The organism is Pseudomonas sp. NBB (assembly GCF_032701105.1).
Lineage (GTDB): Bacteria > Pseudomonadota > Gammaproteobacteria > Pseudomonadales > Pseudomonadaceae > Aquipseudomonas > Aquipseudomonas asiatica.
In genome coordinates this window covers 5246038-5271359 of the sequence record NZ_CP103994.1, presented here as the reverse complement: position 1 = coordinate 5271359, position 25322 = coordinate 5246038, and the positions used below count along the sequence as shown (strand labels likewise).

26 protein-coding genes are annotated in these 25322 nt (G+C 63.9%); 16 read left to right on the top strand and 10 right to left on the bottom strand.

The annotated features are described in order from the left end of the window. The first annotated feature begins 144 nt into the window (after nucleotides 1-144). From NY023_RS24385 to NY023_RS24325, 13 genes are all read left to right on the top strand, one after another. On the top strand, nucleotides 145-1416 hold the full coding sequence (locus NY023_RS24385) for a glutamate-5-semialdehyde dehydrogenase (protein WP_044047160.1): 1272 nt from the start codon (nucleotides 145-147) through the stop codon (nucleotides 1414-1416). Nucleotide 1417: 1 nt separating this feature from the next. Continuing rightward, complete coding sequence (gene nadD, locus NY023_RS24380; RefSeq protein ID WP_013974360.1) at nucleotides 1418-2077, top strand: nicotinate-nucleotide adenylyltransferase; 660 nt, start codon at nucleotides 1418-1420, stop codon at nucleotides 2075-2077. Between the two features lie 43 nt (nucleotides 2078-2120). Beyond that, nucleotides 2121-2540 carry a ribosome silencing factor gene (gene rsfS / locus NY023_RS24375; protein ID WP_013974359.1) on the top strand — a complete coding sequence of 140 codons (420 nt, stop codon included), beginning with the start codon at nucleotides 2121-2123 and terminating at the stop codon, nucleotides 2538-2540. A 10-nt stretch (nucleotides 2541-2550) separates the two neighbouring features. Continuing rightward, complete coding sequence (gene rlmH, locus NY023_RS24370; protein ID WP_013974358.1) at nucleotides 2551-3018, top strand: 23S rRNA (pseudouridine(1915)-N(3))-methyltransferase RlmH; 468 nt, start codon at nucleotides 2551-2553, stop codon at nucleotides 3016-3018. A gap of 16 nt (nucleotides 3019-3034) precedes the next feature. Beyond that, on the top strand, nucleotides 3035-4924 hold the full coding sequence (gene mrdA / locus NY023_RS24365) for a penicillin-binding protein 2 (protein ID WP_013974357.1): 1890 nt from the start codon (nucleotides 3035-3037) through the stop codon (nucleotides 4922-4924). Nucleotides 4925-4962: 38 nt separating this feature from the next. After that, a complete protein-coding gene (gene rodA / locus NY023_RS24360) occupies nucleotides 4963-6066 on the top strand; it encodes a rod shape-determining protein RodA (protein ID WP_015271941.1) in 1104 nt (367 codons plus the stop codon). A 17-nt stretch (nucleotides 6067-6083) separates the two neighbouring features. Further along, on the top strand, nucleotides 6084-7094 hold the full coding sequence (gene mltB / locus NY023_RS24355) for a lytic murein transglycosylase B (protein ID WP_038410161.1): 1011 nt from the start codon (nucleotides 6084-6086) through the stop codon (nucleotides 7092-7094). After that, complete coding sequence (locus tag NY023_RS24350; protein ID WP_013974354.1) at nucleotides 7094-8095, top strand: septal ring lytic transglycosylase RlpA family protein; 1002 nt, start codon at nucleotides 7094-7096, stop codon at nucleotides 8093-8095. Before mltB ends, NY023_RS24350 begins: the two co-directional genes overlap by 1 nt. 269 nt (nucleotides 8096-8364) lie before the next feature. Next, the gene (locus NY023_RS24345) at nucleotides 8365-9525 is read left to right on the top strand and encodes a D-alanyl-D-alanine carboxypeptidase family protein (RefSeq protein WP_013974353.1); all 1161 of its coding nucleotides are present in this window, start codon (nucleotides 8365-8367) and stop codon (nucleotides 9523-9525) included. Between the two features lie 73 nt (nucleotides 9526-9598). After that, the gene (locus tag NY023_RS24340; protein WP_003249736.1) at nucleotides 9599-9874 is read left to right on the top strand and encodes a DUF493 domain-containing protein; all 276 of its coding nucleotides are present in this window, start codon (nucleotides 9599-9601) and stop codon (nucleotides 9872-9874) included. Further along, nucleotides 9874-10521, top strand: a complete 648-nt coding sequence (lipB, locus tag NY023_RS24335; RefSeq protein WP_013974352.1) for a lipoyl(octanoyl) transferase LipB — start codon at nucleotides 9874-9876, stop codon at nucleotides 10519-10521. Before NY023_RS24340 ends, lipB begins: the two co-directional genes overlap by 1 nt. A gap of 2 nt (nucleotides 10522-10523) precedes the next feature. Next, nucleotides 10524-11540, top strand: a complete 1017-nt coding sequence (gene lipA, locus NY023_RS24330; protein ID WP_003257574.1) for a lipoyl synthase — start codon at nucleotides 10524-10526, stop codon at nucleotides 11538-11540. An 87-nt stretch (nucleotides 11541-11627) separates the two neighbouring features. Beyond that, nucleotides 11628-12566 (top strand): LD-carboxypeptidase, encoded by a 939-nt coding sequence (locus NY023_RS24325; protein ID WP_013974350.1) that lies wholly within the window; start codon nucleotides 11628-11630, stop codon nucleotides 12564-12566. 121 nt (nucleotides 12567-12687) lie between these two features. On the opposite strand, the gene NY023_RS24320 is transcribed toward NY023_RS24325, so the two are convergent. From NY023_RS24320 to leuS, 5 genes are all read right to left on the bottom strand, one after another. Further along, nucleotides 12688-14001 (bottom strand): lytic murein transglycosylase, encoded by a 1314-nt coding sequence (locus NY023_RS24320; RefSeq protein ID WP_013974349.1) that lies wholly within the window; start codon nucleotides 13999-14001, stop codon nucleotides 12688-12690. Nucleotides 14002-14061: 60 nt separating this feature from the next. Beyond that, nucleotides 14062-14226: an alternative ribosome rescue factor ArfA gene (gene arfA, locus NY023_RS24315; protein WP_003257578.1), complete on the bottom strand. Its 165-nt coding sequence runs from the start codon at nucleotides 14224-14226 to the stop codon at nucleotides 14062-14064. A gap of 204 nt (nucleotides 14227-14430) precedes the next feature. Further along, a complete protein-coding gene (holA, locus tag NY023_RS24310) occupies nucleotides 14431-15468 on the bottom strand; it encodes a DNA polymerase III subunit delta (protein WP_013974348.1) in 1038 nt (345 codons plus the stop codon). Nucleotides 15469-15507: 39 nt separating this feature from the next. Further along, nucleotides 15508-16113, bottom strand: a complete 606-nt coding sequence (gene lptE, locus NY023_RS24305; RefSeq protein WP_013974347.1) for an LPS assembly lipoprotein LptE — start codon at nucleotides 16111-16113, stop codon at nucleotides 15508-15510. Nucleotides 16114-16173: 60 nt separating this feature from the next. Beyond that, nucleotides 16174-18780: a leucine--tRNA ligase gene (gene leuS / locus NY023_RS24300; RefSeq protein ID WP_013974346.1), complete on the bottom strand. Its 2607-nt coding sequence runs from the start codon at nucleotides 18778-18780 to the stop codon at nucleotides 16174-16176. Between the two features lie 227 nt (nucleotides 18781-19007). On the opposite strand from leuS, the gene NY023_RS24295 reads away from it, so the two are divergent. Together NY023_RS24295 and NY023_RS24290 are read left to right on the top strand one after the other, a co-directional pair. Further along, nucleotides 19008-19322, top strand: coding sequence for a hypothetical protein (locus NY023_RS24295; protein WP_003257582.1), 315 nt, complete (start codon nucleotides 19008-19010; stop codon nucleotides 19320-19322). A gap of 135 nt (nucleotides 19323-19457) precedes the next feature. Continuing rightward, nucleotides 19458-20219 (top strand): YdcF family protein, encoded by a 762-nt coding sequence (locus tag NY023_RS24290; RefSeq protein WP_013974345.1) that lies wholly within the window; start codon nucleotides 19458-19460, stop codon nucleotides 20217-20219. A 125-nt stretch (nucleotides 20220-20344) separates the two neighbouring features. Here the strand turns inward: NY023_RS24290 and lnt are convergent, their stop codons facing one another. From lnt to NY023_RS24270, 4 genes are read right to left on the bottom strand one after another with little or no spacing between them, the layout of a single operon-like run. After that, complete coding sequence (gene lnt, locus NY023_RS24285) at nucleotides 20345-21862, bottom strand: apolipoprotein N-acyltransferase (RefSeq protein WP_013974344.1); 1518 nt, start codon at nucleotides 21860-21862, stop codon at nucleotides 20345-20347. 8 nt (nucleotides 21863-21870) lie between these two features. Continuing rightward, on the bottom strand, nucleotides 21871-22710 hold the full coding sequence (locus NY023_RS24280; protein ID WP_003257584.1) for an HlyC/CorC family transporter: 840 nt from the start codon (nucleotides 22708-22710) through the stop codon (nucleotides 21871-21873). A gap of 25 nt (nucleotides 22711-22735) precedes the next feature. Continuing rightward, nucleotides 22736-23209, bottom strand: a complete 474-nt coding sequence (gene ybeY, locus NY023_RS24275; RefSeq protein ID WP_013974343.1) for an rRNA maturation RNase YbeY — start codon at nucleotides 23207-23209, stop codon at nucleotides 22736-22738. Beyond that, the gene (locus NY023_RS24270) at nucleotides 23202-24200 is read right to left on the bottom strand and encodes a PhoH family protein (protein WP_013974342.1); all 999 of its coding nucleotides are present in this window, start codon (nucleotides 24198-24200) and stop codon (nucleotides 23202-23204) included. The genes ybeY and NY023_RS24270 overlap by 8 nt, the downstream gene beginning before the upstream one ends. Nucleotides 24201-24368: 168 nt before the next feature. Here NY023_RS24270 and NY023_RS24265 point away from each other — a divergent pair, with 168 nt between their 5' ends. Then, complete coding sequence (locus NY023_RS24265; protein ID WP_013974341.1) at nucleotides 24369-24695, top strand: DUF1820 family protein; 327 nt, start codon at nucleotides 24369-24371, stop codon at nucleotides 24693-24695. A 3-nt stretch (nucleotides 24696-24698) separates the two neighbouring features. Here the strand turns inward: NY023_RS24265 and NY023_RS24260 are convergent, their stop codons facing one another. Then, entirely contained in the window at nucleotides 24699-25244 is a 546-nt protein-coding gene (locus NY023_RS24260) for a tetratricopeptide repeat protein (protein WP_003257587.1), read from the bottom strand. Nucleotides 25245-25322 lie beyond the last annotated feature (78 nt).

The following is a 25322-nucleotide window of genomic DNA, read 5'->3' as shown; positions in this document are numbered from 1 at the left end:
GAGATAGAAATTTCGATAACCCCGGTTACATCTTTCCTACACAATGCCCCCAGCCATTTTCTACCATCCGCCACCCGCCGCTGGGCGTACACCTGCGCGCCAGTTATAATCAGCCGATTTCCCCTTCGCCAAGACACCGAACCCATGACTGAGTCCGTTCTTGACTATATGACCCGCCTGGGTCGCGCTGCCCGTGAGGCTTCCCGGGTGATCGGCCGTGCCAGCACCGCGCAGAAGAACCGCGCCCTGCAAGCTGCCGCCGACGCACTGGACGCCGCTCGTGCCGAGCTGACCGCAGCCAACGAGCTGGACCTGGCCGCCGGCCGTGCCAACGGCCTGGAGCCCGCGCTGCTCGACCGCCTGGCGCTGACCCCGGCGCGTATCGACGGCATGATCACCGGCCTTCGCCAGGTGGCTGGCCTGCCGGACCCGGTCGGTGCCATCCGCGACATGAGCTACCGCCCATCCGGTATCCAGATCGGCAAGATGCGCACGCCGCTGGGGGTGATCGGGATCATCTACGAATCGCGCCCGAACGTGACCATCGATGCCGCCAGCCTGTGCCTGAAGTCGGGTAACGCGACCATCCTGCGTGGCGGCTCCGAAGCCATCCACTCCAACCGCGCCATCGCCACCTGCATCCAGCGTGGCCTGGCCGCCGCCGGCCTGCCGGCAGCCGTGGTGCAGGTGGTCGAGACTACCGACCGCGAAGCCGTGGGCGCGCTGATCAGCATGCCGGAATTCGTCGACGTCATCGTGCCGCGCGGTGGCCGTGGCCTGATCGAACGCATCAGCCGCGATGCCCGCGTGCCAGTGATCAAGCACCTGGACGGTATCTGCCACGTCTATGTCAGCCAGCACGCCGACCTGGACAAGGCCTGGCGCGTTGCGTTCAACGCCAAGACTTACCGCTATGGCATCTGTGGTGCCATGGAAACGCTGCTGGTCGACCAGCAGGTGGCCGAGCGCTTCCTGCCGGAAATGGCCAGTCGCTTCCAGGAGAGGGGCGTCGAGCTGCGTGGCTGCGAGCGCACCCGGGCGATCATCGACGCCAAGCCCGCCACCGAGGCCGACTGGCACACCGAATACCTGGACGCGATCCTGTCGATTCGCGTGGTCGATGGGCTGGACCAGGCCATCGAGCACATCAACCACTATGGCTCGCACCATACCGACTCGATCATCAGCGAACACCAGGGTGAAGCCCGCCAGTTCATGGCCGAGGTCGACTCGGCGTCGGTCATGCTCAATACCCCGACCTGCTTCGCCGACGGCTTCGAGTACGGCCTGGGTGCGGAAATCGGCATTTCCACCGACAAGCTGCATGCCCGCGGCCCGGTCGGCCTGGAAGGCCTGACCTGCGAGAAGTACGTGGTGATCGGTGACGGCCAGCTGCGCGGCCAGGAGTCCTGCTGAGTTGAGCAAGGCCCAGGCAGTCCGGCGCATCGGCATTCTTGGCGGCACCTTCGACCCCGTGCACATCGGCCACCTGCGCAGCGCGCTGGAAGTGGCCGAGTTCATGGGGCTGGACGAGCTGCGCCTGCTGCCCAACGCCCGGCCGCCGCACCGCGACACCCCGCAGGTGGCCGCGCAGGACCGCCTGGCCATGGTGCAAGGCGCTGTACAGGGCGTGCCCTGCCTGAGCGTGGATGCCCGCGAACTGGCGCGCGACAAACCGTCGTACACCATAGACACGCTGGAATCGATCCGCGCCGAACTGGCCGCTGGCGACCAGTTGTTCCTGGTGCTGGGCTGGGATGCCTTCTGTGGCCTGCCCGGCTGGCACCGCTGGGAAGAATTGCTGCAACACTGTCACATCCTGGTGCTGCAACGCCCGGATGCCGACGTAGAACCCCCTGACGAGCTGCGCAACCTGCTGGCTGCGCGCTCGGAGAGCGATCCCACCGCCTTGTCCGGCCCGGCGGGAAACATTTCGTTCGTCTGGCAGACGCCGCTTGCGGTGTCGGCTACACAGATCCGACAGCTGCTGGCCAGCGGCAAATCGGTGAGGTTCCTGGTGCCGGACGCCGTACTGGCCTACATCGAGGCGCACGAACTGTATCGTGCACCTAACTGACGGTGCCTCTGGCGCCTCATCCAACGAGTTGAACGAGTTTTATATGACCAAGCAGAAAATCCACGGCGAAGAACTGGTCGCCCTGACCAAGGCAGCGCTGGAAGACGTCAAGGCCCAGGACATCCAGGTCATCGACGTGCGCGAAAAGCACAGCCTGACCGACTACATGATCATTGCCACCGGTACCTCCAACCGCCAGATCAACGCGATGCTGGAAAAGGTCCGCGAAGCGGTCAAGGCCAAGGGCGCCCAGCCGCTGGGTGAAGAAGGCAAGGGCGACAGCGACTGGGTACTGCTGGACCTGAACGACGTCATCGTGCACATGATGACCGCCGCTGCCCGCCAGTTCTACGACCTGGAGCGCCTGTGGCAGGGGGCCGAGCAAAGCCGTGCCGCCGATGGCAAGCACCACAGCCCGGACCATGCCCACGAGTACTCCGACAAGCTCAAGGACCGGGAATAAGGAAAGCGCTGTGCGTCTGCGCCTGATCGCGGTCGGCTCGCGCATGCCGAAGTGGGTCGAGGAAGGCTGGCGTGAATATGCCAAGCGCCTGCCCGCCGAGCTGTCGCTGGAGCTGGTGGAAATCCCGCTGAACACTCGTGGCAAGAATGCCGACGTCGCCCGCCTGATCCGTCAGGAGGGCGAAGCCATGCTGAGCAAGGTTCAGCCAGGGGAACGCATCGTCACCCTCGAGGTCCATGGCAAGCCCTGGAGTACCGAGCAGCTGGCGACCGAGCTGGACCGCTGGCGCCTGGATGCGCGCACGGTGAATTTGATGGTGGGCGGCCCGGAAGGCCTGGCGCCCGAGGTCTGTGCGCGCGCCGAGCAACGCTGGTCGCTGTCGCCGCTGACCTTGCCGCACCCATTGGTAAGGATACTCATCGGCGAGCAGATCTACCGCGCCTGGACCGTGCTGTCCGGGCATCCTTACCATAAATGAGCCTGTAAGCAGTCCGATGTCGCAGCCGATCCGTCTCAAGGACCACGAGAAAGACGCCCGCCTGGTGCGCAACCGCGTCGTGGTCGGCGCAGTCGCGATCATGCTGCTTATCTGCGTGCTGATTGCGCGTCTGTACTACCTGCAGGTCATCCAGCACGACTATCACTCGACGCTGTCGGAGAACAACCGGGTGCATGTGCAGCCGATCCCGCCGACCCGCGGGCTGATCTTTGACCGCAACGGGGTGATCGTCGCCGACAACCGGCCCAGCTTCAGTCTGTCGATGACCCGCGAACGTGCGGGTAACTGGCAGGAAGTGCTGGATACCATCGTCGAAGTGCTGGAGCTGACGGCCGACGACCGCGCCCTGTTCGAGAAGCGCATGCGCCAGGGCCGCCGGCCGTTCGAGCCGGTGCCGATCCTGTTCGAACTCAACGAAGAGCAGATCGCCCGTGTGGCGGTGAACCAGTTCCGCCTGCCTGGCGTGGAAGTGGTGGCCCAGTTGGTGCGCCATTACCCGCAGGGCGCGCATTTTGCCCATTCGGTGGGGTATGTGGGGCGGATCAACGAGAAAGAGCTGAAAACCCTCGACCCGGTGAACTACAGCGGCACCCACCACATCGGCAAGACCGGCATCGAACGCTTCTACGAAGCCGACCTGCATGGCCAGGTGGGCTACGAGGAAGTCGAGACCAACGCCCGCGGCCGCGTGCTGCGGGTGCTCAAGCGCACCGACCCGAAACCGGGCAAGGACATCGTGCTGAGCCTGGACATCAAGCTGCAGGAGGCCGCCGAGGCTGCCCTGGGTGGCCGGCGTGGTGCGGTGGTGGCGCTCGACCCGCGTACCGGCGAGGTGCTGGCGATGGTCAGCCAGCCCAGCTTCGACCCCAACCTGTTCGTCACCGGCATCGGCTTCAAAGCCTATGCCGAACTGCGCGACTCGATCGACCGACCGCTGTTCAACCGCGTGCTGCGCGGCCTGTACCCGCCAGGTTCGACCATCAAGCCGGCGGTGGCCATCGCCGGCCTGGACAGCGGCGTGGTCAATGCCGGCAGCCGGGTGTTCGACCCGGGCTACTACCAGCTGCCCAACTACGACCACAAATACCGTAACTGGAACCGTTCGGGCGATGGCTGGGTCGACCTGGACACCGCGATCATGCGCTCCAACGACACCTACTTCTACGACCTTGCCCACAAGATGGGCATCGATCGGCTGTCCAGCTACATGAACAAGTTCGGCATCGGCCAGCGGGTTTCCCTCGACATGTTCGAGGAATCCGCCGGGCTGATGCCATCGCGTGAATGGAAGCGCGCCACCCGCCGCCAGGCCTGGTTCCCCGGCGAAACCCTGATCCTCGGCATCGGCCAGGGCTACATGCAGGCCACGCCGCTGCAACTGGCCCAGGCCACTGCGCTGATCGCCAACAAGGGCGTGTGGAACCGCCCGCACCTGGCCAAGACCATCGAAGGCCAGCCGCCGGTGGACGACAACCCCATGGAAAACATCGTGCTGCGTGACAAGTCCGACTGGGCCAAGGTCACTCATGGCATGGAGCAGGTGATGCACAATGCCCGCGGTACCGCACGCAAGGCGGCCATCGGCTCGCAATATCGCATTGCCGGCAAGAGTGGTACCGCCCAGGTGGTGGCAATCAAGCAGGGCGAGAAGTACGACCGCAACAAGCTTCAGGAGCGCCACCGCGACCACGCCCTGTTCGTCGCCTTCGCCCCGGCCGAGGACCCGAAGATCGTGGTTTCGGTGATGGTCGAGAACGGGGAGTCCGGCTCGGGCGTCGCCGCCCCGGTGGTTCGCCAGGTGATGGACGCCTGGCTGCTCGACGAAAACGGCCGGCTCAAGCCCGAGTTCGCGCCTGCCACCGTTACCCAGGAATCAGCCCTGTGATGAACAATTTCGATCGCATGCTCTCCAGCGAGGATGTGATGCGTCGGCGCGCCAGCTTTCTGCAGCGCATCCACGTCGACGGCCCTTTGCTGATCATTCTGCTGACCCTCGCGGCCGGCAGCCTGTTCGTCCTGTATTCGGCCAGTGGCAAGAACTGGGACCTGCTGCTCAAGCAGGCCACCTCGTTCGGCATCGGCCTGGTGTCGATGTTCATCATCGCCCAGCTGGAGCCGCGCTTCATGGCTCGCTGGGTGCCGCTGGCCTACCTGGCCGGGGTGCTGTTGCTGGTGGTGGTGGACGTGATGGGCCACAACGCCATGGGCGCCACGCGCTGGATCAACATCCCCGGGGTGATCCGCTTCCAGCCCTCGGAGTTCATGAAGATCATCATGCCGGCGACAATCGCCTGGTACCTGTCCAAGCGCACGTTGCCGCCGCATCTGAAGCATGTGGCGATCAGCCTGGTGCTGATCGGCGTGCCGTTCATCCTGATCGTGCGCCAGCCCGACCTGGGTACGGCGCTGCTGATCCTCGCCTCCGGAGCTTTCGTGCTGTTCATGGGCGGCCTGCGCTGGCGCTGGATCCTCAGCGTACTGGCGGCTGCGGTGCCAGTGGCGGTGGCGATGTGGTTCTTCGTCATGCACGACTACCAGAAGCAACGGGTACTGACCTTCCTCGACCCGGAAAGCGACCCGTTGGGCACTGGCTGGAACATCATCCAGTCGAAGGCGGCGATCGGCTCGGGCGGTGTTTTCGGCAAGGGCTGGCTGCTCGGCACCCAGTCGCATCTGGATTTCCTGCCGGAAAGCCACACAGACTTCATCATCGCCGTGCTCGGCGAGGAATTCGGCCTGGTCGGCATCTGCCTGCTGCTGATCGTCTACCTGCTGCTGATCGGCCGTGGCCTGATGATCACCGCCCAGGCGCAGACCCTGTTCGGCAAGCTGCTGGCGGGCAGCCTGACCATGACCTTCTTTGTGTACGTGTTCGTCAATATCGGTATGGTCAGCGGCCTTCTGCCCGTGGTGGGCGTGCCGCTGCCCTTCATCAGCTATGGCGGAACTTCGTTGGTGACGCTGCTGTCAGCGTTTGGCGTTCTGATGTCGATCCACACGCACCGCAAATGGATCGCTCAGGTTTGAATAAGGTGAAGAACTTCATGCAAGCAGTGCGTAACTGGGCTGCCCGTTGTGCGCCGTGGATCGGCGCGGTGGGCCTGTTCGGCGCTGTACAGCTGGCCCATGCCGGCGATTATCAGGGCTCGCCGCAGGTGGCCCAGTTCGTTGGCGAAATGAGCCGCGACTATGGCTTTGCCCCTGAGCAGCTGATGGGTGTGTTCGCGGAGGTGCAGCGCAAACAGTCGATCCTCGACGCCATTTCGCGCCCGGCCGAACGGGTAAAGCCGTGGAAGGACTACCGGCCGATGTTCATCACTGACGCGCGTATTGCCCGCGGTGTGGACTTCTGGCGCCAGCACGAGGCGGTGCTGGCCCGTGCCGAGCAGGAATATGGCGTGCCGGCGCAGTACATCGTTGCCATCATCGGCGTGGAAACCTTCTTTGGCCGCAACACCGGTAATTACCGGGTGATCGATGCCTTGTCGACCTTGGGCTTCGACTACCCGCCACGGGCGGAGTTCTTCCGCAAGGAGCTGCGCGAATTCCTGCTGCTGGCCCGTGAGGAACAGCTCGACCCGCTGACGCTCAAAGGCTCCTATGCTGGTGCAATGGGCCTGCCGCAGTTCATGCCGAGCAGCTTCCGCAACTTCGCGGTGGACTTCGACGGCGACGGCCACATCAATATCTGGAACAACCCGGACGACGCCATTGGCAGCGTGGCCAGCTACTTCAAGCGCCACGGCTGGGTGGCCGGCGAAGGTGTGGTCAGCCGCGCCTGGGTGGACGGTGGGCGCGCCGACGAAGGCCTGACCACCGGCATCGAGCCGGTAAAAACCGTTGGGGAGTTGCGCACGCTTGGCTGGTCGGTCCATGATTCGTTGCGCGATGATCTGCCGGTTACCGCCTTCCGTCTCGAGGGCGACAATGGCCCCGAGTACTGGATGGGCCTGAAGAACTTCTACGCGATCACTCGCTACAACCGCAGCGTGATGTATGCCATGGCGGTGCATCAGCTATCGGAACAGCTGGTTCAAGCACGGGGCGTCAAGTAATGCGCGCAATCATCTCTGGCAAGTCTTTCAAGCTGCTCACCTGCCTCGCCGTGGGCGTGGTGCTGGCCAGCTGTTCGTCCAACCGCCCGCCCCAGCAAAGCAGTGGCAACGTGGTGCGCACCCAGCCGGGCCTGGACATCAACCGCGCGCACAAGGACGGCGCGCCGTGGTGGGACGTGGATGTGAACAAGATCCCCGACGCCACGCCAACCGTGCACACCGGCAACTACAAGGCCAACCCGTACACGGTATTGGGCAAGACCTACTACCCGATGCAGGACTCGCGCAATTATCGCGCGGAAGGTACCGCGTCGTGGTATGGCACCAAGTTCCACGGCCAGAACACCGCCAACGGCGAGCTGTACGACCTGTACGGCATGAGCGCGGCGCACAAGACCCTGCCGCTGCCGGCCTACGTGCGGGTGACCAACCTGGCCAACGGCCGTAGCGTGATCCTGCGGGTGAACGACCGCGGACCGTTCTATTCGGACCGCATCATCGACTTGTCCTATGCCGCGGCGAAAAAGCTCGGTTATGCCGAGATTGGCACCGCGCACGTGCGCGTCGAAGGTATCGACCCGCAGCAGTGGTGGGCCCAGCGTGGCCAGACACCACCGATGGTGCTCAAGGAGCCCCAGGTGGCCCAGACCCAGGCGATCCCGGCCAGTACCGGGCGCGTCGAGCAATGGACCCCGCCGCCCCAGCAGCATGCGGCGCCGGTGGTGCCGGTGCAGGTGGCCGGCAACAACGTGCCGGCCGGCAGTGGCGGCAGCTTCCTGCAGGTGGGTGCCTTCGCCAACCCGGACGCCGCCGAACTGCTGCGCTCCAAGCTCAGCAGCATGGTCAGCGCGCCAGTGTTCATCAGCTCGATCGTGCGTAACCAGCAGACCCTGCACCGCGTGCGCCTCGGGCCGATCAACAGCCAGGGCGAGATCCAGCAAGCGCAGGACAGCATCCGCCTGGCGAACCTTGGGCAGGCCAAGCTGGTCACAGCTGACTGACCGCGTTGCCTTCTTCGCGGGCACGCCCGCTCCCACAGGGCATGCGAAACCCTGTGGGAGCGGGCGCGCCCGCGAAGAAGGCAACACCAAACTGTCGGTTTTGTCATGAATTGACGGGCGCGGGCATGTACAATGTCGGCTTTTGCCCGCAGCGACATAAAGCCGCACATTGCGAGCCAGGCCTACGGCCGCAAAAACTAGACTGACTGGCGCTGGGCACATGATCTTGCCCAGGGAACATCAGACCATTAGCGATTTTCGAGAGACGGATGAACATCACCAACCTTGCCAAACGACTTTGCCTGCCCGTACTGCTGATGATCACGCCTGCCGCCTTCGCGGCTGAGCAGATGACGCCGGCGCCACCGCAACTGGCAGCCAAGTCCTACGTACTCATGGATGCGTCCAGCGGCAACGTGCTGGTCGAGAACAACGGTGACGAGCGCCTGCCGCCTGCCAGCCTGACCAAGCTGATGACGGCCTACATCGCCACCCTGGACATCCGTCGCGGCCAGATCGGTGAAAACGACCCGGTTACCGTCAGCGAAAACGCCTGGCGGACCGGCGGTTCGCGCATGTTCATCAAGGTGGGCAGCCAGGTGACCGTCAGCGACCTGCTGCACGGCATCATCATCCAGTCCGGCAACGACGCCTCGGTTGCCCTGGCCGAGCACATCGCCGGCAGCGAAGACGCCTTCGCCGACATGATGAACAAGACCGCTGCCGACCTGGGCATGGCCAACAGCCACTTCATGAACCCGACCGGCCTACCGCACCCGGACCATTACTCGTCGGCCCACGACATGGCTACCCTGGCCCGTGCGATCATCAACGTCGACCCGGCCCACTACGCCATCTACTCGCAGAAAGAGTTCTTCTGGAACAACATCAAGCAGCCAAACCGCAACCTGCTGCTGTGGCGTGACAAGACTGTCGACGGCCTGAAGACCGGCCACACCGACGAAGCCGGCTACTGCATGGTGGCTTCGGCCGTTCGCGATGGCCAGCGCCTGATCGCCGTGGTCTTCGGCACCAACAGCGAGCAGTCGCGTGCTGCCGAGACCCAGAAGCTGCTGACCTATGGCTTCCGCTTCTTCGAAACCCAGACCTTCTACCAGAAGGGTACCGAGCTGACCAAGTCGCCGGTCTGGAAGGGCGCGACTGGCGAAGTGAAAGCTGGCCTGGCCAACGACCTGACCCTGACTATGCCTAAAGGCCAATTGAAGCGCCTGCAGGCTTCGATGACCATGAACCCGCAGCTCACCGCGCCAATCGCCAAAGGTGACGTGATCGGCAAAGTGGAAGTCAAACTGGACGAGAAAGTGGTTCACAGCGCCGACCTGATCGCCCTCGATGGCGTCGAGGAAGGTGGTTTCTTCCGCCGTATGTGGGATAGCATCCGTCTATTCTTCTACGGGTTGTTCAACTGATACGTGACCTGCATGCCCCCGCGTATCCTGCGGGGGCGTTGTTGTTGCCACGGCTTACGAGGCCGTTTCCGCCATGAGCGAACCAGACGTCAAGTCGCACAAGATCGAATTCCCCTGCGACGATTACCCGATCAAGGTCATCGGTGACACCGTTGTCGGCTTCAAGGACACGGTGATCGAGATCCTGAGCAAGCACGCGAAGGTCGACCTTTCCACCCTGGCCGAGCGCCAGAGCAAGGAAGGCAAGTACACCACCGTGCAATTGCACATCGTTGCCGAAAGCGAGAACCAGCTGCACGATATCAACAGCGCCCTGCGCGCTACCGGCATCGTGAAAATGGTGCTCTGATGTCCGCCTGCCTCGGTTTTCGCGAGCTTGGCCTGCAGCCCTACGAACCGGTGCTGGAGGCCATGCGTCGCTTCACCGAGCAGCGTAGCCCGGACAGCCAGGATGAAGTCTGGCTGGTCGAGCACCCCGCGGTCTTCACCCAGGGCCAGGCCGGCAAGGCCGAGCACCTGCTGGTGCCGGGCGACATCCCGGTAGTGCAGACCGATCGCGGTGGCCAGGTGACCTACCATGGCCCCGGGCAGCTGGTGGCCTACCTGCTGCTGGATGTGCGCCGGCTGGGCTTTGGCGTGCGTGAGCTGGTCAGCCGTATCGAGCAGACCCTCATCGACCTGCTCGCCAGTTACGATGTCCAGGCCGCGGCCAAGCCCGATGCCCCGGGCGTCTATGTCGACGGAGCGAAAATCGCCTCCCTCGGCCTGCGAATCCGCAACGGCCGTTCGTTCCACGGCCTTGCCCTGAACGTGGACATGGACCTCGCGCCATTCCGCCGAATCAACCCCTGCGGCTATGCGGGGCTGGCGATGACCCAGCTGCGCGACCTGGCAGGTCCGATCGAACTCGACGAGGTCAGGACAAGGCTGCGCGGACAGCTGGTCAAGCACCTCGACTACGCTGAGCAGACGACCCTCACGGGCGGAATCGACTGAATATGACAACTGTGCAAGAAGCCGTGCCGAACCTGATACCTACCCAGGATGCCACCCCGCGCCCAGCGCCGAAGAAGGTGGAAGCCGGGGTCAAGCTGCGTGGTGCCGAAAAGGTGGCGCGCATCCCGGTGAAGATCATCCCCACCGAAGAGCTGCCGAAGAAGCCCGACTGGATCCGCGTGCGTATCCCGGTGTCGCCCGAGGTAGACCGCATCAAGCAGCTGCTGCGCAAGCACAAGCTGCATAGCGTATGCGAAGAGGCATCCTGCCCGAACCTCGGCGAGTGCTTCTCCGGTGGTACCGCCACCTTCATGATCATGGGTGACATCTGCACCCGTCGTTGCCCGTTCTGCGACGTTGGCCACGGCCGGCCGAAACCGCTGGACCTGGACGAGCCGAAGAACCTGGCCATCGCCATCGCCGACCTGCGCCTGAAGTACGTGGTGATCACCTCGGTGGACCGCGACGACCTGCGTGACGGTGGTGCCCAGCACTTTGCCGACTGCATCCGCGAAATCCGTGCGCTGTCGCCGGGCGTACAGCTGGAAACCCTGGTGCCGGACTACCGTGGGCGCATGGATATTGCCCTGGAGATCACCGCGCAAGAGCCGCCGGATGTGTTCAACCACAACCTCGAGACCGTGCCGCGCCTGTACAAGGCCGCACGCCCGGGTTCGGACTACGACTGGTCGCTGGACCTGCTGCAGAAGTTCAAGCAGCTGGTGCCGCACGTACCGACCAAGTCGGGCCTGATGCTCGGCCTGGGCGAAACCGATGAGGAAGTGATCGAAGTGATGCACCGCATGCGCGAGCATGACATCGACATGCTCACCCTCGGCCAGTACCTTCAGCCGTCGCGCAGCCACCTGCCGGTGCAGCGGTTTGTCCACCCGGACACCTTCGCCTGGTTCGCCGAGGAAGGTTACAAGATGGGCTTCAAGAACGTCGCTTCCGGCCCGTTGGTGCGTTCTTCGTACCACGCTGACCAGCAGGCTCACGAAGCCAAGATCAAGCTCTGAGCCAAGCACAGAGCCACGCATGCCGATGCGCGCCGAAGGGCCGCATCGGCATTTTTGTTTGTGCCACACGCGCTGCAAGGAGCCGCGATGAATTGCGCCGAAACCTTCCAACCCAGCCTGCCAGCCGCGCTGCCGCGTGATGCCTGTTTTGCCATTGTCGCCCCGGCGGGCGCGGCGCGGCTGGATACGCACAAGGTCAACCAGTGGTTCGTTGATAGAGGCTACAGCTGCCGCATCTATCCGGGAGCCCTTCAGGCCCAGGGCTATCTGGCGGGGCCGGACCGGCAGCGGTTACAGGACCTGCATGATGCCTTTGCCGACCCGGCTATCGACGCCATTCTGTGCATGCGTGGGGGGTACGGTAGCATGCGGCTGCTCGACCAACTCGATTTCGAACTGATCCGGTGCAACCCCAAGCCGCTGATCGGTTACAGCGACATAACCGCGCTGCACACGGCGATCTACCGGCATACCGGGCTGCTCACCTTTCATGGCGGGATGCTCAATGCCGACCTGCTGGGGGCCAAGTTGCCGCCAACCGAGACTTCGTTGCTGGCGCAGCTGGGTGGGCATGTGCGGGCAGGGGAGCAGATCGTGCACCCTGCTGACTTCGCATTGAGCAGCGTGCTGCATGGGGTGGCCAGCGGGCCGCTGCTGGGCGGCAACCTGTCGATGTTGGGCGCGACCCTGGGGACGATTGCCGAACTGGATACGCAGGGCTGCATCCTGTTCATCGAGGACGTCAACGAGCCGCTTTACCGGGTGGATCGCTTGCTGACCCAGCTGCGCCTGGCAGGCAAGCTGGAGGGGGTGAAGGGTGTGCTGGTGGGGGACTTTGCCGGGATTACCACTGCGGCGTTGACGCCTCTGCTGGAGGATATCTTCGCGCCGCTGGGTGTACCGGTGCTGGCCGGGTGGCGCAGTGGGCATTGTGACCCGAATGTGTGCTTGCCGTTGGGGGCTCAGGTAATGCTGGATAGCGGGAGGCAGACATTGGTGTTGGAGCAGGATTTGTTCAAGGCTTGAGATTGTCGGGGCTGCTTTGCAGCCCATCGCGACACAAGGCCGCTCCCACAGGAGAAGTGCTATCGCTTGTGGGAGCGGCCTTGTGTCGCGAAAGGGGCGCAACGCGCCCCCAGCAATCTTACTATTTGCGCAGGCTCTCGAGCAGCTTGTGGGTCGGATACCCATCCGCCGGCCACCCCAGCCCCTGCTGGGCATTGCGGATCGCCTTGCGGGTATTGGCGCCAATGATGCCATCGGCATTGCCGGCTTCGTGCCCATTGCTGTTCAGCAGGTTCTGCAGCTCCATGCGCTCGCTGCGGCTGAGGGGCAGGTCTTCTTTCGGCCAGCTGCCGGCAATGAAGCCCCAGCCCGTGAAGCGATCACCCAGCAGGCTTACTGCCAGCGCGTAGGACGACGAATTGTTGTACTTGAGGATGGCGCGGAAGTTGTCCAGCACCAGGAATGCCGGGCCACGCGCGCCCGCGGGCAGCAGCAGTGCGGCAGACAGCTGGTTGCTACCCACCGGCAACTGGGTACCGGCAGGCAGTTTCACGCCCATCGCAAGCCACTCGCTCACCGGCTTGCGCAGAGCGCCATCGGCCTGCCAGTAATCGAAGCCAGGCGGCACCTGTACCTCGAAGCCCCACGGCTGGCCACGCTTCCAGCCCGAACTCTGCAGATAGTGCGCGGTCGAGGCCAAGGCGTCTGCCGTGCTGTTCCAGATGTCGCGGCGGCCATCGCCGTCGAAGTCCACGGCATGGGTGTTGTAGGTGGTCGGGATGAACTGGGTCTGGCCCATGGCACCGGCCCACGAACCACGCATGGCCTCAGGCTGGATGTCGCCGTGCTGAATGATCTGCAGCGCGGCGATCAGCTGGTCCTGGGCGAACTGCGGGCGTCGGCCCTCATAGGCCAGGGTAGCCAGCGAGCGGATCACCGACTTGTTGCCCTGAAACTGGCCGAAGTTGCTTTCCATGCCCCATACCGCGACCAGCACTTGGCGATCGACACCATAGCTTTGCTCGATGCGGGTCAGCAGTTCGGCGTTCTGCTCCAGCAGCTTCTTGCCGTTGCGCACGCGCAGAGGCGACAGGGCGCCTTCGAGGTATTCCCATACGGGGCGGGTGAACTCCGGCTGGCTGCGATCGGCCTTGATCACGTCCATGTCGGGGGTGACGCCGAGGAAGGCGCGGTCGAACGTATCCTGCGAAATGCCGGCTTGCAGGGCTTGCTGGCGAAAGCCTGCTTGCCATTGCGCGAAGGTTTGCAGAGGCTGGATTTCAGTGCTGGTGTCGGGCGTCGTGCCGGGCAGGGTCACCACAGGGGTGGGCTGGGCGGGGGCCAGCGGCAAGGCATCTGCGGCGGTGGGCTTTTCTGCGCAGGCCACGAGCAGGATGAAACTGGAGGCCGCGATCAGCTGGCGGGTTTTCCAGCGGGGGAGAAGACTGAGGAGCATTCACAGATCCAGAATTGCAGGTCAGGTGACGACCATATCATGCCTGCGCTCTCGATGCTTTCATGCAGCCAAAAAGTAGGAAGCCTCCCAATCTCTCGATTGGAAGGCTTCGCGGCGGTAGCTGCCTTTGCCCTTGTTCGGCTGTTCCTGGCGGCAGCGGAACAGCGGTTGGGCGATGATCGACTTGGCCTTGTTGGGGCCGTGCTTTTTCGGCTTTTTGCTCATGGCGGGGTTCCCCGGTTGGGTGGGTTTCGCAGCGCACTGTAGGGCTTGGGGCAGGGTGGGGCCAATTGATTGTGTATATGGTCGAGATGTTGGGGGGGCATTGCAGCCCTGTGGGAGCGGGCGTGCCCGCGAACACCGGCGAAGCCGGTGCCATCCACTGCGTCGCCTGATTCGCGGGCATGCCCGCTCCCACAGCGGCCCCAGTTACTCGGGAGGGAGTGCCAGGCGCTGGCCGGCCATCAGCAGCGACAAGCGCGCCAGGCCAGTCCACGGCGAGCCCTCGGCCTGGCCCTTGATCTGTGCATCGATACGCTGGGCATCTTGCAGCAACTGCGCCCAGCGCTGCGCCGACAGGCGCTGCAGGGCCTTGCTGACCAGTGGCCGGCGTTTGTCCCAGACCGGTGGGCGGGCCTGGCTGAAAGCCTTCTCCAGCGGTACACCCTGGCTGAACTGCTGGGCCAGCCCCGCCAGTTGGCGCAGCTCTCGGGCCAGGGCCCAGAGAATTACTGGTGGCTCCACGCCTTCACCGCGCAAGCCTTCGAGCATACGCAAGGCATGCGCAGCTTCGCCGTTGAGAATGGCATCGACCAGGCCGAAGACATCGAAGCGGGCGCTGTCGGCGACGGCGGCCTGCACGGTCTCCACGGTGATCTGGTTGCCCTCGGCAAGCAGCTTGAGCTTTTCGATTTCCTGCGCTGCAGCCAGCAGGTTGCCTTCCACGCGTGCGGCGATCAGGTCGACGGCGTCACGCTGTGCCGACAGGCCGGCCTGCTGCAGGCGCTGGTTGATCCACTGCGGCAGCTGGTGCACATCCACCGGCCAGATCTGGATGAACTGGCAGTGGGCACCTTCGATCAGCGCCTTGCCCCACTTGGTCTTCTGCGCGCTGCCGTCGAGCTTGGGCAGGCTGACCAGCAGCAAGGTGTCTTCGGCAGGGTTGGCGCAGTATTCCATCAGCGCAGCAGCGCCCTTGTCACCAGGCTTGCCCGAGGGCAAGCGCAATTCCAGCAGGCGGCGCTGGGCGAACAGGGACAGGCTGGCGCCAGCCTGGAGCAGGGTGCCCCAGTCGAAGTTGGCGTCGGCACTGAAGACCTGGCGTTCGTCGAAGCCCTGCTGGCGCGCGGCGTTGCGGATGGCGTCGGCGGCTTCCTGGCACAGCAGCGGGTCGTCGCCGCTGACCACGTAGACCGGTGCCAGGGCGCCTTGCAGGTGCTTGTTGAGTTGGGCGGGAGCGAGCTTCATGGGAAACAGGCGGGGTACCCGAAGGTACCCCGCTCGGGCTTAGTTGCCCGGTACTTCCAGTGGCGACTGCTGAGGCCTTTCGGCCTGCTGGCGGCGAGCGGCCTCCAGCGCAGCGGCTTCGGCCTTGGCACGTTCGTCGGCTTGACGCTGCAGCTCGTCCAGCTGGGACGGGGTCAGCAACTGCAGGCGAACGACCATGGCGTTGACCAGGTCGCGACGCATTTCTTCGCGGGCGCGGACGGCTTCCTGCTCGGAGCCGGTGATGTTCGAGCCGTCACGCAAGTAGATCTTGCGCACTTCCAGCTTGTCGCTCATCAGCTCCAGGTTGTTCAGGCCCTGGATACTGTAGTTCAGCACGGTGGTCAGCTCGTACTCGGCGGTACGGTTGCCGCTGTTGTAGGTCGCCGAGCGCTCGCGCTCCTGCTCGTTGGTCAGCACCAGGCGGTACGGTGCACCAGCGTGCACGTTGACGCCGCTACGCTGCAGTACTTCACGCAGCTGGACCACGGTCGGGCCGTAGGCGTTGCGTGCGCTTACGTCCATTTCCTTCACGCTCAGTTCGGTGGAGCCGGTGCCGCGCAGCTGGAAACCGCAGGCGCTGAGCATGACCGCCAGGCCAATTACCAGCAAATTGCGTTTGATCATGTTGTTGCTCCCTTGTGGGCCTGTTCGCCCGCCCGCAGTGCCTGCGGGCGGGCGTTGCCATCAGTTGGCGACGATGTTGACCAGCTTGCCCGGAACCACGATGACCTTGCGGATGGTCAGGCCATCGATGAAGCGCAGGACGTTCTCGTTGCTGCGCGCCGCGGCTTCGATTTCTTCGCGGCTGGCGGCGGCCGGCATTTCGACCTGTCCACGCAGCTTGCCGTTGACCTGCACCACCAGGGTGACGGTGTCCTGTACCAAGGCTGCCTCGTCGACGGTTGGCCAGTTGGCGTCGATGACTGCTTGCTGGTGGCCCAGCTGTTGCCACAGCTCGTGGGAGATGTGCGGGGTGATCGGAGCTAGCAGCAGGGTGACGGCCTCCAGGCCTTCCTGCAGCAGGGCACGGTCCTGTTCAGTGGCTTGCGGGGCCTTTTCCAGCACGTTCATCACGGTCATCACCTGGGCGATGGCGGTGTTGAACTTGTGGAACTGACCCACGTCGGTGCTGGCCTGCTTGATGGCGGCGTGGATGGCGCGGCGGATGACCTTCTGCGCGTCGTCCAGGGCGGCGACATCCAGCTTGCCCGGCAGGCCTTGGGCCACGTGGGCCTGGGCCAGGCGCCAGACGCGGCGCAGGAAGCGGCTGGCGCCTTCGACGCCGGAGTCGGACCATTCCAGGCTCATATCGGGCGGCGAGGCGAACATCATGAACAGGCGGCAGGTGTCGGCGCCGTACTGGTCGATCATCGATTGCGGGTCGACGCCGTTGTTCTTCGACTTCGACATCTTCTCGGTGCCACCGATTTCCACCGGCAGGCCGTCGGTCTTCAGACGGGCGCCAATGATCTTGGCCTTGGCATCGCGCTCGACTTCGACATCGGCCGGGTTGAACCAGTCCTTGCCGCCGTTGCTGGCCACACGGTAGTAGGTTTCGGCGACCACCATGCCCTGGGTCAGCAGGTTCTTGAACGGCTCGTTCGAGGTGACCAGGCCTTCGTCACGCATCAGCTTGTGGAAGAAGCGCGCGTACAGCAGGTGCAGGATGGCGTGCTCGATACCGCCGATGTACTGGTCGACCGGCAGCCAGTGGTTGGCCGCTTTCGGGTCGACCATGCCACCTTCGTAGTTCGGCGAGGCGTAGCGGGCGAAGTACCAGGACGACTCGACGAAGGTGTCCATGGTGTCGGTTTCGCGCTTGGCCGCGGTGCCGCATTTCGGGCAGTTGCACTCGTAGAATTCAGGCATGCGCGCCAGTGGCGAACCGGCACCGTCCGGCACCACGTTCTCCGGCAGGGTGACCGGCAGCTGGTCTTCCGGCACCGGTACGTCGCCGCAGGACGGGCAGTGGATGATCGGGATCGGGCAGCCCCAGTAGCGCTGGCGGCTGATACCCCAGTCACGCAGGCGGAACTGGGTACGCGATTTGCCCAGCTCCTTGCGGATCAGGGCGGCTTCGATGGCGTCGAAGGCACCGGCGAAGTCCAGGCCGTCGAATTCGCCGGAGTTGATCAGCTGGCCGTGCTCGCCATAGGCGGCCAGCCACTCGTTGCCGACTTCATCGCCAGCGCTGGTGCGCACCACCGCCTTGACCGGCAGGTTGTACTTGTGGGCGAACTCGAAGTCGCGCTCGTCGTGGGCCGGCACGGCCATGACGGCGCCATCGCCGTAGTGCATCAGCACGTAGTTGGCGACCCATACCGGCAGCTTCTCGCCGGTCAGCGGGTGCTCGACCAGCAGGGAAGTGGCCATGCCCTTCTTCTCCTGGGTGGCCATGTCGGCTTCGGCAACGCTGCCGCTCTTGCACTCATCGATGAACGCCTGCAGCGCCGGGTTGCCCTGGGCGGCTTGGGTGGCCAGCGGGTGTTCGGCGGCGACGGCGACGTAGGTGGCACCCATCAGCGTGTCGGGACGGGTGGTGAAGACCTTGAGGGTGCCTTCGTGGCCGATGCTGGCCAGGTCGTACGGGAACTGCACTTCCATGCCGCGCGACTTGCCGATCCAGTTGCGCTGCATGGTCTTGACCTGCTCAGGCCAGCCCGGCAGCTCGTCGAGGCTTTCCAGCAGCTCGTCTGCGTAGTCGGTGATGCGGAAATAGTACATCGGGATTTCGCGCTTCTCGATCAGCGCGCCCGAACGCCAGCCACGGCCGTCGATGACCTGCTCGTTGGCCAGTACGGTCTGGTCCGCCGGGTCCCAGTTCACGGTACCGTTCTTGCGGTAGATGATGCCTTTCTCGAACAGGCGGGTGAACAGCCACTGCTCCCAGCGGTAGTAGTCGGGCTTGCAGGTGGTGACTTCACGTGCCCAGTCGATGGCCAGACCCAGGCTCTTGAGCTGGGTCTTCATGTAGTCGATGTTTTCGTACGTCCACTTGGCCGGGGCGACGTTGTTCTTCATCGCCGCGTTTTCCGCGGGCATACCGAATGCGTCCCAGCCCATCGGCTGCAGGACGTTCTTGCCCAGCATGCGCTGGTAGCGGGCAATCACGTCACCGATGGTGTAGTTGCGCACGTGGCCCATGTGTAGCTTGCCGCTCGGGTACGGGAACATCGACAGGCAGTAGTAGGTGTCCTTGCCTGGCTGTTCGGTAACAGCGAACGATTGTTGCTCGTCCCAGAACTTCTGGGCGGCGGCTTCGATATCACGGGGCGTGTATTGTTCGTGCATGGCTACTTTTTGCTGAGAGGGAAGAGACCTTGTTCCAGGCAGCGGAACCTCGCTGCGTCCGGCACTCCGGTGTCGTTTAGAGTGAACGCCGTAGCATACAGCAGCGCCGCGCATCGTGGGAAACCTTCGTTGCGAATGCCCGCTGGTCGCGGCACACGGCTGCTTTTTTCAACGACGCTAAGCTCAGGTGTGGGGGGAGATATTCTTATCTTCAATGAGGTGAACGGATGGGAGAGACGCAGCTACCCGCAATCAGACCGGAGCTATACGAACGCCTGATCGACCGGCTTGGCCTGGCGCTGGAAGTGGCCAGGACCTCGGTGCGATTGCGCGACGAAATGCCAGCCGAGCTGGAATTGCGTGGCCTGAGCCACGCAGAGTTCGAACTGATCAAGGCCTACCTGGATTCCCTCCCGGAGCGCCACAATGCCTGTGTCGGCAGTTACCCACAAGCGGAGCCGACATCGGCCAAGATCATCTGGCTCAAGGACAAGAAACGCCCCGCCAGCACGGCGAGATCCAGGACGCTGCCGCATCGCTAGCCGTTCAGGACGCCAGGCGCAGGCTATCGCGCGCCGGTTCTTAAATTTTGCACAGCTCACGATCGGCGCCGGCCACACCCTTGTTGACCGGCGTCGATCCTTCTAGGCTGCACGCCTGCCAAGGAGGTGTGGCCAATGTCGATCCGATTCTTCGTCAAACAATGGCTGATGCCGCCAGGCGTCCTATTCCTGCTGCTGCTTGTGGCGTGGTGGCTGCGCCGCCGTCGGCCCCGGCTGGCAGCGCTGTGCTTTGCCCTGGGCCTTGGTGGCCTGTGGCTGATGAGCCTGCCGCTGGTGGTGCAGGAAACCGCTCGTGTGCTCGAGACAGAAGCGCCACTGGCGGTAAGCGATTGGACAGGCCTGGCAAACCGGGCAGATGCCATCGTGGTGCTGGGCGCGGGGCGTGAGCGAGGTGACCCGGCCTGGGGTGGTGGCGACCAGCCCACAGCCACGGCGCTGGAGCGCATGCGCTTTGCCGCACGGCTGGCCAAGGCTTCGGGCTTGCCGGTGTTGACCAGTGGCGGGTTGCACTATGGCTCGCCGCCGAGCGAGGCGCAGTTGATGGCTGATCGCCTGCGTGAAGATTTCGGTGTCGAGGTGAAATGGCGAGAGGAGGGCAGCCGCACTACCTGGGAGAATGCCCGGCTGACGGCCAAGGTGCTGCAGCCGTTGGGAATTCGCCGTGTGGTCGTGGTGACCCAGGCCTGGCACATGCAGCGCTCGCGCTGGAGCTTCGAGCAGGCGGGGTTCGAGGTGGTGCCGGCGCCAGTCGGGTTCCTCGGGCGCGATCATGCGCGGCCGTTCGGCGGGTTGCTGCCGGAGAGCCGGGCGATGTGGCAGAGCGGGCAGTTGCTCAATGAAGTGGCCGGGTTGGTGGGGTATCGGCTGTTCTACTGAGCCTTGTACTGCCTGCACCGGCCTCTTCGCGGGCACGCCCGCTCCCACAGGTACACCGCAGGCCATGGGCTTGTGCGGTCCCTGTGGGAGCGGGTTTACCCGCGAAGAGGCCGGTACAGGAAAACTCAAACGGTCTTGGCAATGCGCCCGGCCAGCAACGCCCAACCCAGCAGCAATGCGCAGACTATCGCCAGCGGCCACGACCGCCATTGCAGGTACGGCGTCAGCTTCTGCATCGGCACCACCTCGCCATACAGCACCGCCTGCTGGAACTGCGGTACCTGCGTGGTAATGCGGCCAAACGGGTCGATCAGCGCGGTCACGCCATTGTTGGTGGCGCGGATCATCCAGCGCCCGGCTTCCAGCGCGCGCATCTGTGCCATCTGCAGGTGCTGCAACGGGCCGATCGAGGTACCGAACCAGGTGTCGTTGCTGATGGTCAGCAGCAGGTCGCTGCGGGCCGCCAGGCCGGCGGCGAATTCGGGGTAGACCACTTCGTAGCAGATGTACGGCGCAATCTGGTAGCCCTTGGCCTGCAGCAGCGGCTGGTCTTCCGGCCCGCGGGCGAAGTCCGACATGGGCAGGTTGAAGAACTCGATCAGGCCACGCAGCATGTCCTGCAGCGGCACATACTCGCCAAAAGGCACCAGCTTCTGCTTGAGGTAGGTGCCATCGCCTTCACCAGTGACGGTGATGCCGTTGTAGTAGCGGCGCTGGTGATGCACCACTTCACGCACCGGCACGCCGGTAATCAGCGCCGAATGCCGCTCGGCGGCAAACCGGCCCATCACGTCGATATAGCCTTGGGCCTGGTCCTTGAGCACCGGGACCGCGGTTTCCGGCCACACCAGCAGGTCTACCGGCCTGGAGCTGAAGCTCAGGTCACGGTACAGCGCCAGTTGCGCATCGATGTGTGCCGGGTCCCATTTCAGGTCCTGCTCGACGTTGCCCTGGATGGCCGCCACTTTCAGTGGGTCGCCCGCCGGCTTGGTCCAGGCATGGCCCTTGAGCGCCAGGCCCAGCACCCACGGGGCCAGCAACAGCAGGCAGCCCACCGCGAGGAACGAGGGGCGGGCGCGCAGGCGGTGCACGTTGCACAACAGGGCAGCGGTCAGGGCCAGTGCGAAGGAAATCAGCCACACGCCACCCAGCGGTGCCAGGCCGGCCAGCGGGCCGTCCAGCTGGCTGTAGCCGGCGTAGAGCCAGGGGAAGCCGGTCAGGAACCAGCCGCGGAAGGCCTCTTGCAGCAGCCACAGGGCGGCAAAGCACAAGGCGTCGGCCAGTGGTGCTTCGGTGCGGCGCAGCCAGCGTGCCCACAGCCAGGTGGGCAGGGCGAAGAACCAGGCCAGGGCGGCGAAGAAGGCCAGCAGCAGCAGGATCGCCAGCAGCGGCGAGGCACCGCCGTAGGTGTTCATGCTGACGTAGATCCACCAGGTACCGGCACCGTACAGGCCGAAGCCGAACCACCAGCCGCGCCACATGGCCTGGCGCGGGCTGAGCTCGCGCAGGCCGAGGTAGAGCAGGGCGATGGACAACACGGCCAAGGGCCAGATGTCGAAAGGCGCCAGGGCCAGGAGGGTGGAGGCACCGGCCGCCAGGGCCAGCAGGTTACCGGGCCAGCCGGGGCGGGTGATCCAACGCATGTTTGTCCTTAACGGGTGATCGGTGTCAGGCGCAGCAAGTGTATCCGCCGGCTGTCGGCATTGAGAATACGGAACTTGTAAGGGCCGATCTCGGTGGTCTCGTTGCGCTTGGGCAGGTGACCGAAGGCGCTCATTACCAGGCCGCCGACGGTGTCGAACTCGTCATCGGAGAATTCGCTGTCGAAGAACTCGTTGAAGTTTTCGATCGGGGTAAGCGCCTTGACCAGGAAGTCGCCGCTGGGCAGCGGTTTGATGTAGCTGTCTTCCTCGACGTCGTGCTCGTCCTCGATATCGCCGACGATCTGCTCCAGCACGTCCTCGATGGTGACCAGGCCGGCCACGCCGCCGTACTCGTCGATGACGATGGCCATGTGGTTATGGTTGGCGCGGAACTCGCGCAGCAGCACGTTCAGGCGCTTGGACTCGGGCACGAAAGTGGCCGGGCGCAGCAGGTCCTTGATGTTGAAGCTGTCGCCATTCTCCTTGAGGATCAGCGGCAGCAGGTCCTTGGCGAGCAGGATCCCGAGCACATCGTCGTGGCTTTCGCCGATCACCGGGTAGCGCGAGTGCGCAGCGTCGATCACCGCCGGCAGGAACTCGCGGGGCGACTGGCTGGCCTTGATGCTGATCATCTGCGAACGCGGCACCATGATGTCGCGAACCTGTAGGTCGGCCACCTGGATAGCGCCTTCGACGATGGTCAGCGCTTCGCTGTCCAGCAGTTTGTTCTGATGGGCTTCGCGCAGCAGTTCAAGGAGTTGCTGGCGGTTTTTCGGCTCATGGGCAAAAGCCTGGGTCAGTTTACCCAGCCAGGACTTCTGCCCGTTGCTCGATCGATCTTCGCTCATGGCGGTTCTCGTGATCCTTCGTGTTTCAGTGTGTGATGGTGTCGGTTTCATCGTCGGCGTACGGGTCGGGATGACCCAGTTCTGCCAGCAATTCCCGTTCCAGGCCTTCCATTTCCTCGGCTTCCTCATCCTCGATGTGGTCGTAGCCGAGCAGGTGCAGGCAACCGTGTATGACCAGGTGTGCCCAGTGCGCTTCCAGCGACTTGCCTTGATCGGCGGCTTCGCGCTCGACCACTGGCACGCAGATCACCAGGTCGCCCAGCAACGGGATATCGAGCAGGTCGTCGGGGACGTCGGCCGGGAACGACAGCACATTGGTCGCGTAGTCCTTGTGCCGGTAGGTGTGGTTCAGCTCGCGGCCTTCGGCTTCGTCGACCAGGCGAATAGTCATTTCCGAATCGGCGCTGCGCTGGCGCAGGGCCAGTTCGCACCAGCGGCGAAAGGCGGTGTCATCCGGGGCGGCAGCATCCGTGGCCCGTTGAATATCGAGTTCAAGCATCTTTGCCGGGCGCCTCGGGCTTGGCCTGGCGGGCATCGAAGCGGTCGTAGGCCTCGACAATGCGCTGCACCAGTGGGTGACGAACCACATCTTTGGGTTGGAAGTGGGTGAAGCTGATCCCCGGAACGTCCTTCAGCACCTCGATGACGTGTGCCAGGCCTGACTTGGTGCCGCGGGGCAGGTCAACCTGGGTGATGTCACCGGTGATGACCGCGGTGGAGCCAAAGCCGATACGGGTAAGGAACATCTTCATCTGTTCCAGCGTGGTGTTCTGGCTCTCGTCGAGGATGATGAAGCTGTTGTTCAGGGTACGGCCACGCATGTAGGCCAGCGGCGCGATCTCGATCACCTGGCGCTCGATCAGCTTGGCCACATGTTCGAAGCCGAGCATTTCGTACAGGGCGTCGTACAGCGGGCGCAGGTACGGGTCGATCTTCTGGGCAAGGTCGCCGGGCAGGAAGCCGAGCTTTTCGCCCGCCTCGACCGCCGGGCGCACCAGCAGGATCCGGCGCACCTGTTCGCGTTCCAGCGCGTCCACGGCGCAGGCCACGGCCAGGTAGGTCTTGCCGGTACCGGCCGGGCCGATGCCGAAGTTGATGTCGTTGGCCAGGATTTCTTTTACGTAGCGTTGCTGGTTGACTCCGCGCGGGCGGATGTTGCCCTTGCGCGTGCGCAGCGACACGCTGACCTCGTTGACGGCCGGGTTGTCGATGTTCTCGACGGTCGATTCCTGCAGGTACAGATGCACGGTTTCCGGTGACAGGTCGCTGGCCTTCGTCTCGCGGTAGAGACGGCGCAGCAGTTGTTCGGCAGCGGAGGTGGTCTTGGGTTCGCCGATCAGTTCGAACTGATTGCCGCGGTTGCGGATCTCGATGGCCAGGCGCTGTTCGATCAGGCGCAGGTGCTCGTCGAACTGGCCGCACAAGTTGGCGAAACGGTGGGCCTCGAAAGGTTCGAGGATGAAGCGATGGGGTTGTATGGGTGCGTTCAAGGTCGTTTTTAGCCGCTCGACGGCAATGAATGTGAACTCAAGAATAACCCTTGAATGGCAGTGGCGAAAGCACTGAAACGTTCAACGGTATGTATGGCCTGTTCCGGCCTCTTCGCGGGCACTGGTATGATGCCCGCCTTTTCTTACGCATGTGTTATCCCGACGAACATGAGCAAACGCGAACCTGCCATCTATAAAGTGATCTTCCTCAACCAGGGGCAGGTCTTCGAGATGTATGCCAAGCAGATCTACCAGAGCGACCTGTGGGGGTTCCTGGAAATCGAGGAGTTCGTGTTCGGCGAGCGTTCGCAGCTGGTGGTGGACCCGAGCGAGGAGAAGCTCAAGAGCCAGTTCGATGGGGTGATCCGCAGCTTCGTGCCGATGCACTCGATCGTGCGCATCGACGAGGTGGAGCGACTGGGCACGGCTAAGATCAGTGAAGCCAAGGGCGGCGGCAACGTGATGCCGTTCCCCATGCCGATGCCGGAAAAGTAACCCTCAGGGGAGTGGCGAGAACGGCGTGCGCCCTTCGGCGTTCTGCAGTTCCAGCAGGTACTTGCGGAAGATCTGGCCGAGCACCTGGGTGGCATGCTCCAGCTCGTCGCGGGGCATTTGCTCGGTCACTTCGTCGGCCATGTCCAGCGCATCCTCGGCGCCGTTGACCGCGGCCATCTTCAGCAGTATGTAGGCCTGCACATTGTTGGCCTTGACCCCTTCGCCACGGAAGAACATGGCGCCCAGGCGGTACTGGGCCTCGGCATGGCCTTGCAGCGAGGCCTTTTCGAACCAGTTCAGGGCTTTGCCCAGGTTTTTCGGCGTTTGCGTGTAGTAGTACTCGCCCAGTTCGAATTGCGCCTGGGCATCCCCCGCCGTTGCCGTCTGCTCACAAGCCTTGAGGGCGTTTGCCAGGTCTTCAGGCTGGACATTCAAGGTGCAGCGGCCCGTCGCCGGAATGAGCAACGAGTTACCGCCCTCCGCCAGAGCCAGCAGGGGCTGAAGAAGCAACAGGCAGCCCAGGGTCAGGGCGCGGCCGGTGCGGTTCATGGGGATCGACTTACCTCTGCAAAGCTGCGGCCAATGTCTCTGGTGGCACATTATGGGATAAGCAGCGCCAACCTTACA

What these genes read in the sequence shown, in the direction of transcription:
- NY023_RS24385 (WP_044047160.1), top strand. Translation starts at nt 145, where the DNA reads ATGACTGAGTCCGTTCTTGACTATATGACCCGCCTGGGTCGCGCTGCC.
- rsfS (WP_013974359.1), top strand. Translation starts at nt 2,121, where the DNA reads ATGACCAAGCAGAAAATCCACGGCGAAGAACTGGTCGCCCTGACCAAG.
- mrdA (WP_013974357.1), top strand. Translation starts at nt 3,035, where the DNA reads ATGTCGCAGCCGATCCGTCTCAAGGACCACGAGAAAGACGCCCGCCTG.
- rodA (WP_015271941.1), top strand. Translation starts at nt 4,963, where the DNA reads ATGCGTCGGCGCGCCAGCTTTCTGCAGCGCATCCACGTCGACGGCCCT.
- mltB (WP_038410161.1), top strand. Translation starts at nt 6,084, where the DNA reads ATGCAAGCAGTGCGTAACTGGGCTGCCCGTTGTGCGCCGTGGATCGGC.
- NY023_RS24350 (WP_013974354.1), top strand. Translation starts at nt 7,094, where the DNA reads ATGCGCGCAATCATCTCTGGCAAGTCTTTCAAGCTGCTCACCTGCCTC.
- NY023_RS24345 (WP_013974353.1), top strand. Translation starts at nt 8,365, where the DNA reads ATGAACATCACCAACCTTGCCAAACGACTTTGCCTGCCCGTACTGCTG.
- NY023_RS24340 (WP_003249736.1), top strand. Translation starts at nt 9,599, where the DNA reads ATGAGCGAACCAGACGTCAAGTCGCACAAGATCGAATTCCCCTGCGAC.
- lipB (WP_013974352.1), top strand. Translation starts at nt 9,874, where the DNA reads ATGTCCGCCTGCCTCGGTTTTCGCGAGCTTGGCCTGCAGCCCTACGAA.
- lipA (WP_003257574.1), top strand. Translation starts at nt 10,524, where the DNA reads ATGACAACTGTGCAAGAAGCCGTGCCGAACCTGATACCTACCCAGGAT.
- NY023_RS24325 (WP_013974350.1), top strand. Translation starts at nt 11,628, where the DNA reads ATGAATTGCGCCGAAACCTTCCAACCCAGCCTGCCAGCCGCGCTGCCG.
- NY023_RS24320 (WP_013974349.1), bottom strand. Translation starts at nt 14,001, where the DNA reads ATGCTCCTCAGTCTTCTCCCCCGCTGGAAAACCCGCCAGCTGATCGCG.
- arfA (WP_003257578.1), bottom strand. Translation starts at nt 14,226, where the DNA reads ATGAGCAAAAAGCCGAAAAAGCACGGCCCCAACAAGGCCAAGTCGATC.
- holA (WP_013974348.1), bottom strand. Translation starts at nt 15,468, where the DNA reads ATGAAGCTCGCTCCCGCCCAACTCAACAAGCACCTGCAAGGCGCCCTG.
- lptE (WP_013974347.1), bottom strand. Translation starts at nt 16,113, where the DNA reads ATGATCAAACGCAATTTGCTGGTAATTGGCCTGGCGGTCATGCTCAGC.
- leuS (WP_013974346.1), bottom strand. Translation starts at nt 18,780, where the DNA reads ATGCACGAACAATACACGCCCCGTGATATCGAAGCCGCCGCCCAGAAG.
- NY023_RS24295 (WP_003257582.1), top strand. Translation starts at nt 19,008, where the DNA reads ATGGGAGAGACGCAGCTACCCGCAATCAGACCGGAGCTATACGAACGC.
- NY023_RS24290 (WP_013974345.1), top strand. Translation starts at nt 19,458, where the DNA reads ATGTCGATCCGATTCTTCGTCAAACAATGGCTGATGCCGCCAGGCGTC.
- lnt (WP_013974344.1), bottom strand. Translation starts at nt 21,862, where the DNA reads ATGCGTTGGATCACCCGCCCCGGCTGGCCCGGTAACCTGCTGGCCCTG.
- NY023_RS24280 (WP_003257584.1), bottom strand. Translation starts at nt 22,710, where the DNA reads ATGAGCGAAGATCGATCGAGCAACGGGCAGAAGTCCTGGCTGGGTAAA.
- ybeY (WP_013974343.1), bottom strand. Translation starts at nt 23,209, where the DNA reads ATGCTTGAACTCGATATTCAACGGGCCACGGATGCTGCCGCCCCGGAT.
- NY023_RS24265 (WP_013974341.1), top strand. Translation starts at nt 24,369, where the DNA reads ATGAGCAAACGCGAACCTGCCATCTATAAAGTGATCTTCCTCAACCAG.
- NY023_RS24260 (WP_003257587.1), bottom strand. Translation starts at nt 25,244, where the DNA reads ATGAACCGCACCGGCCGCGCCCTGACCCTGGGCTGCCTGTTGCTTCTT.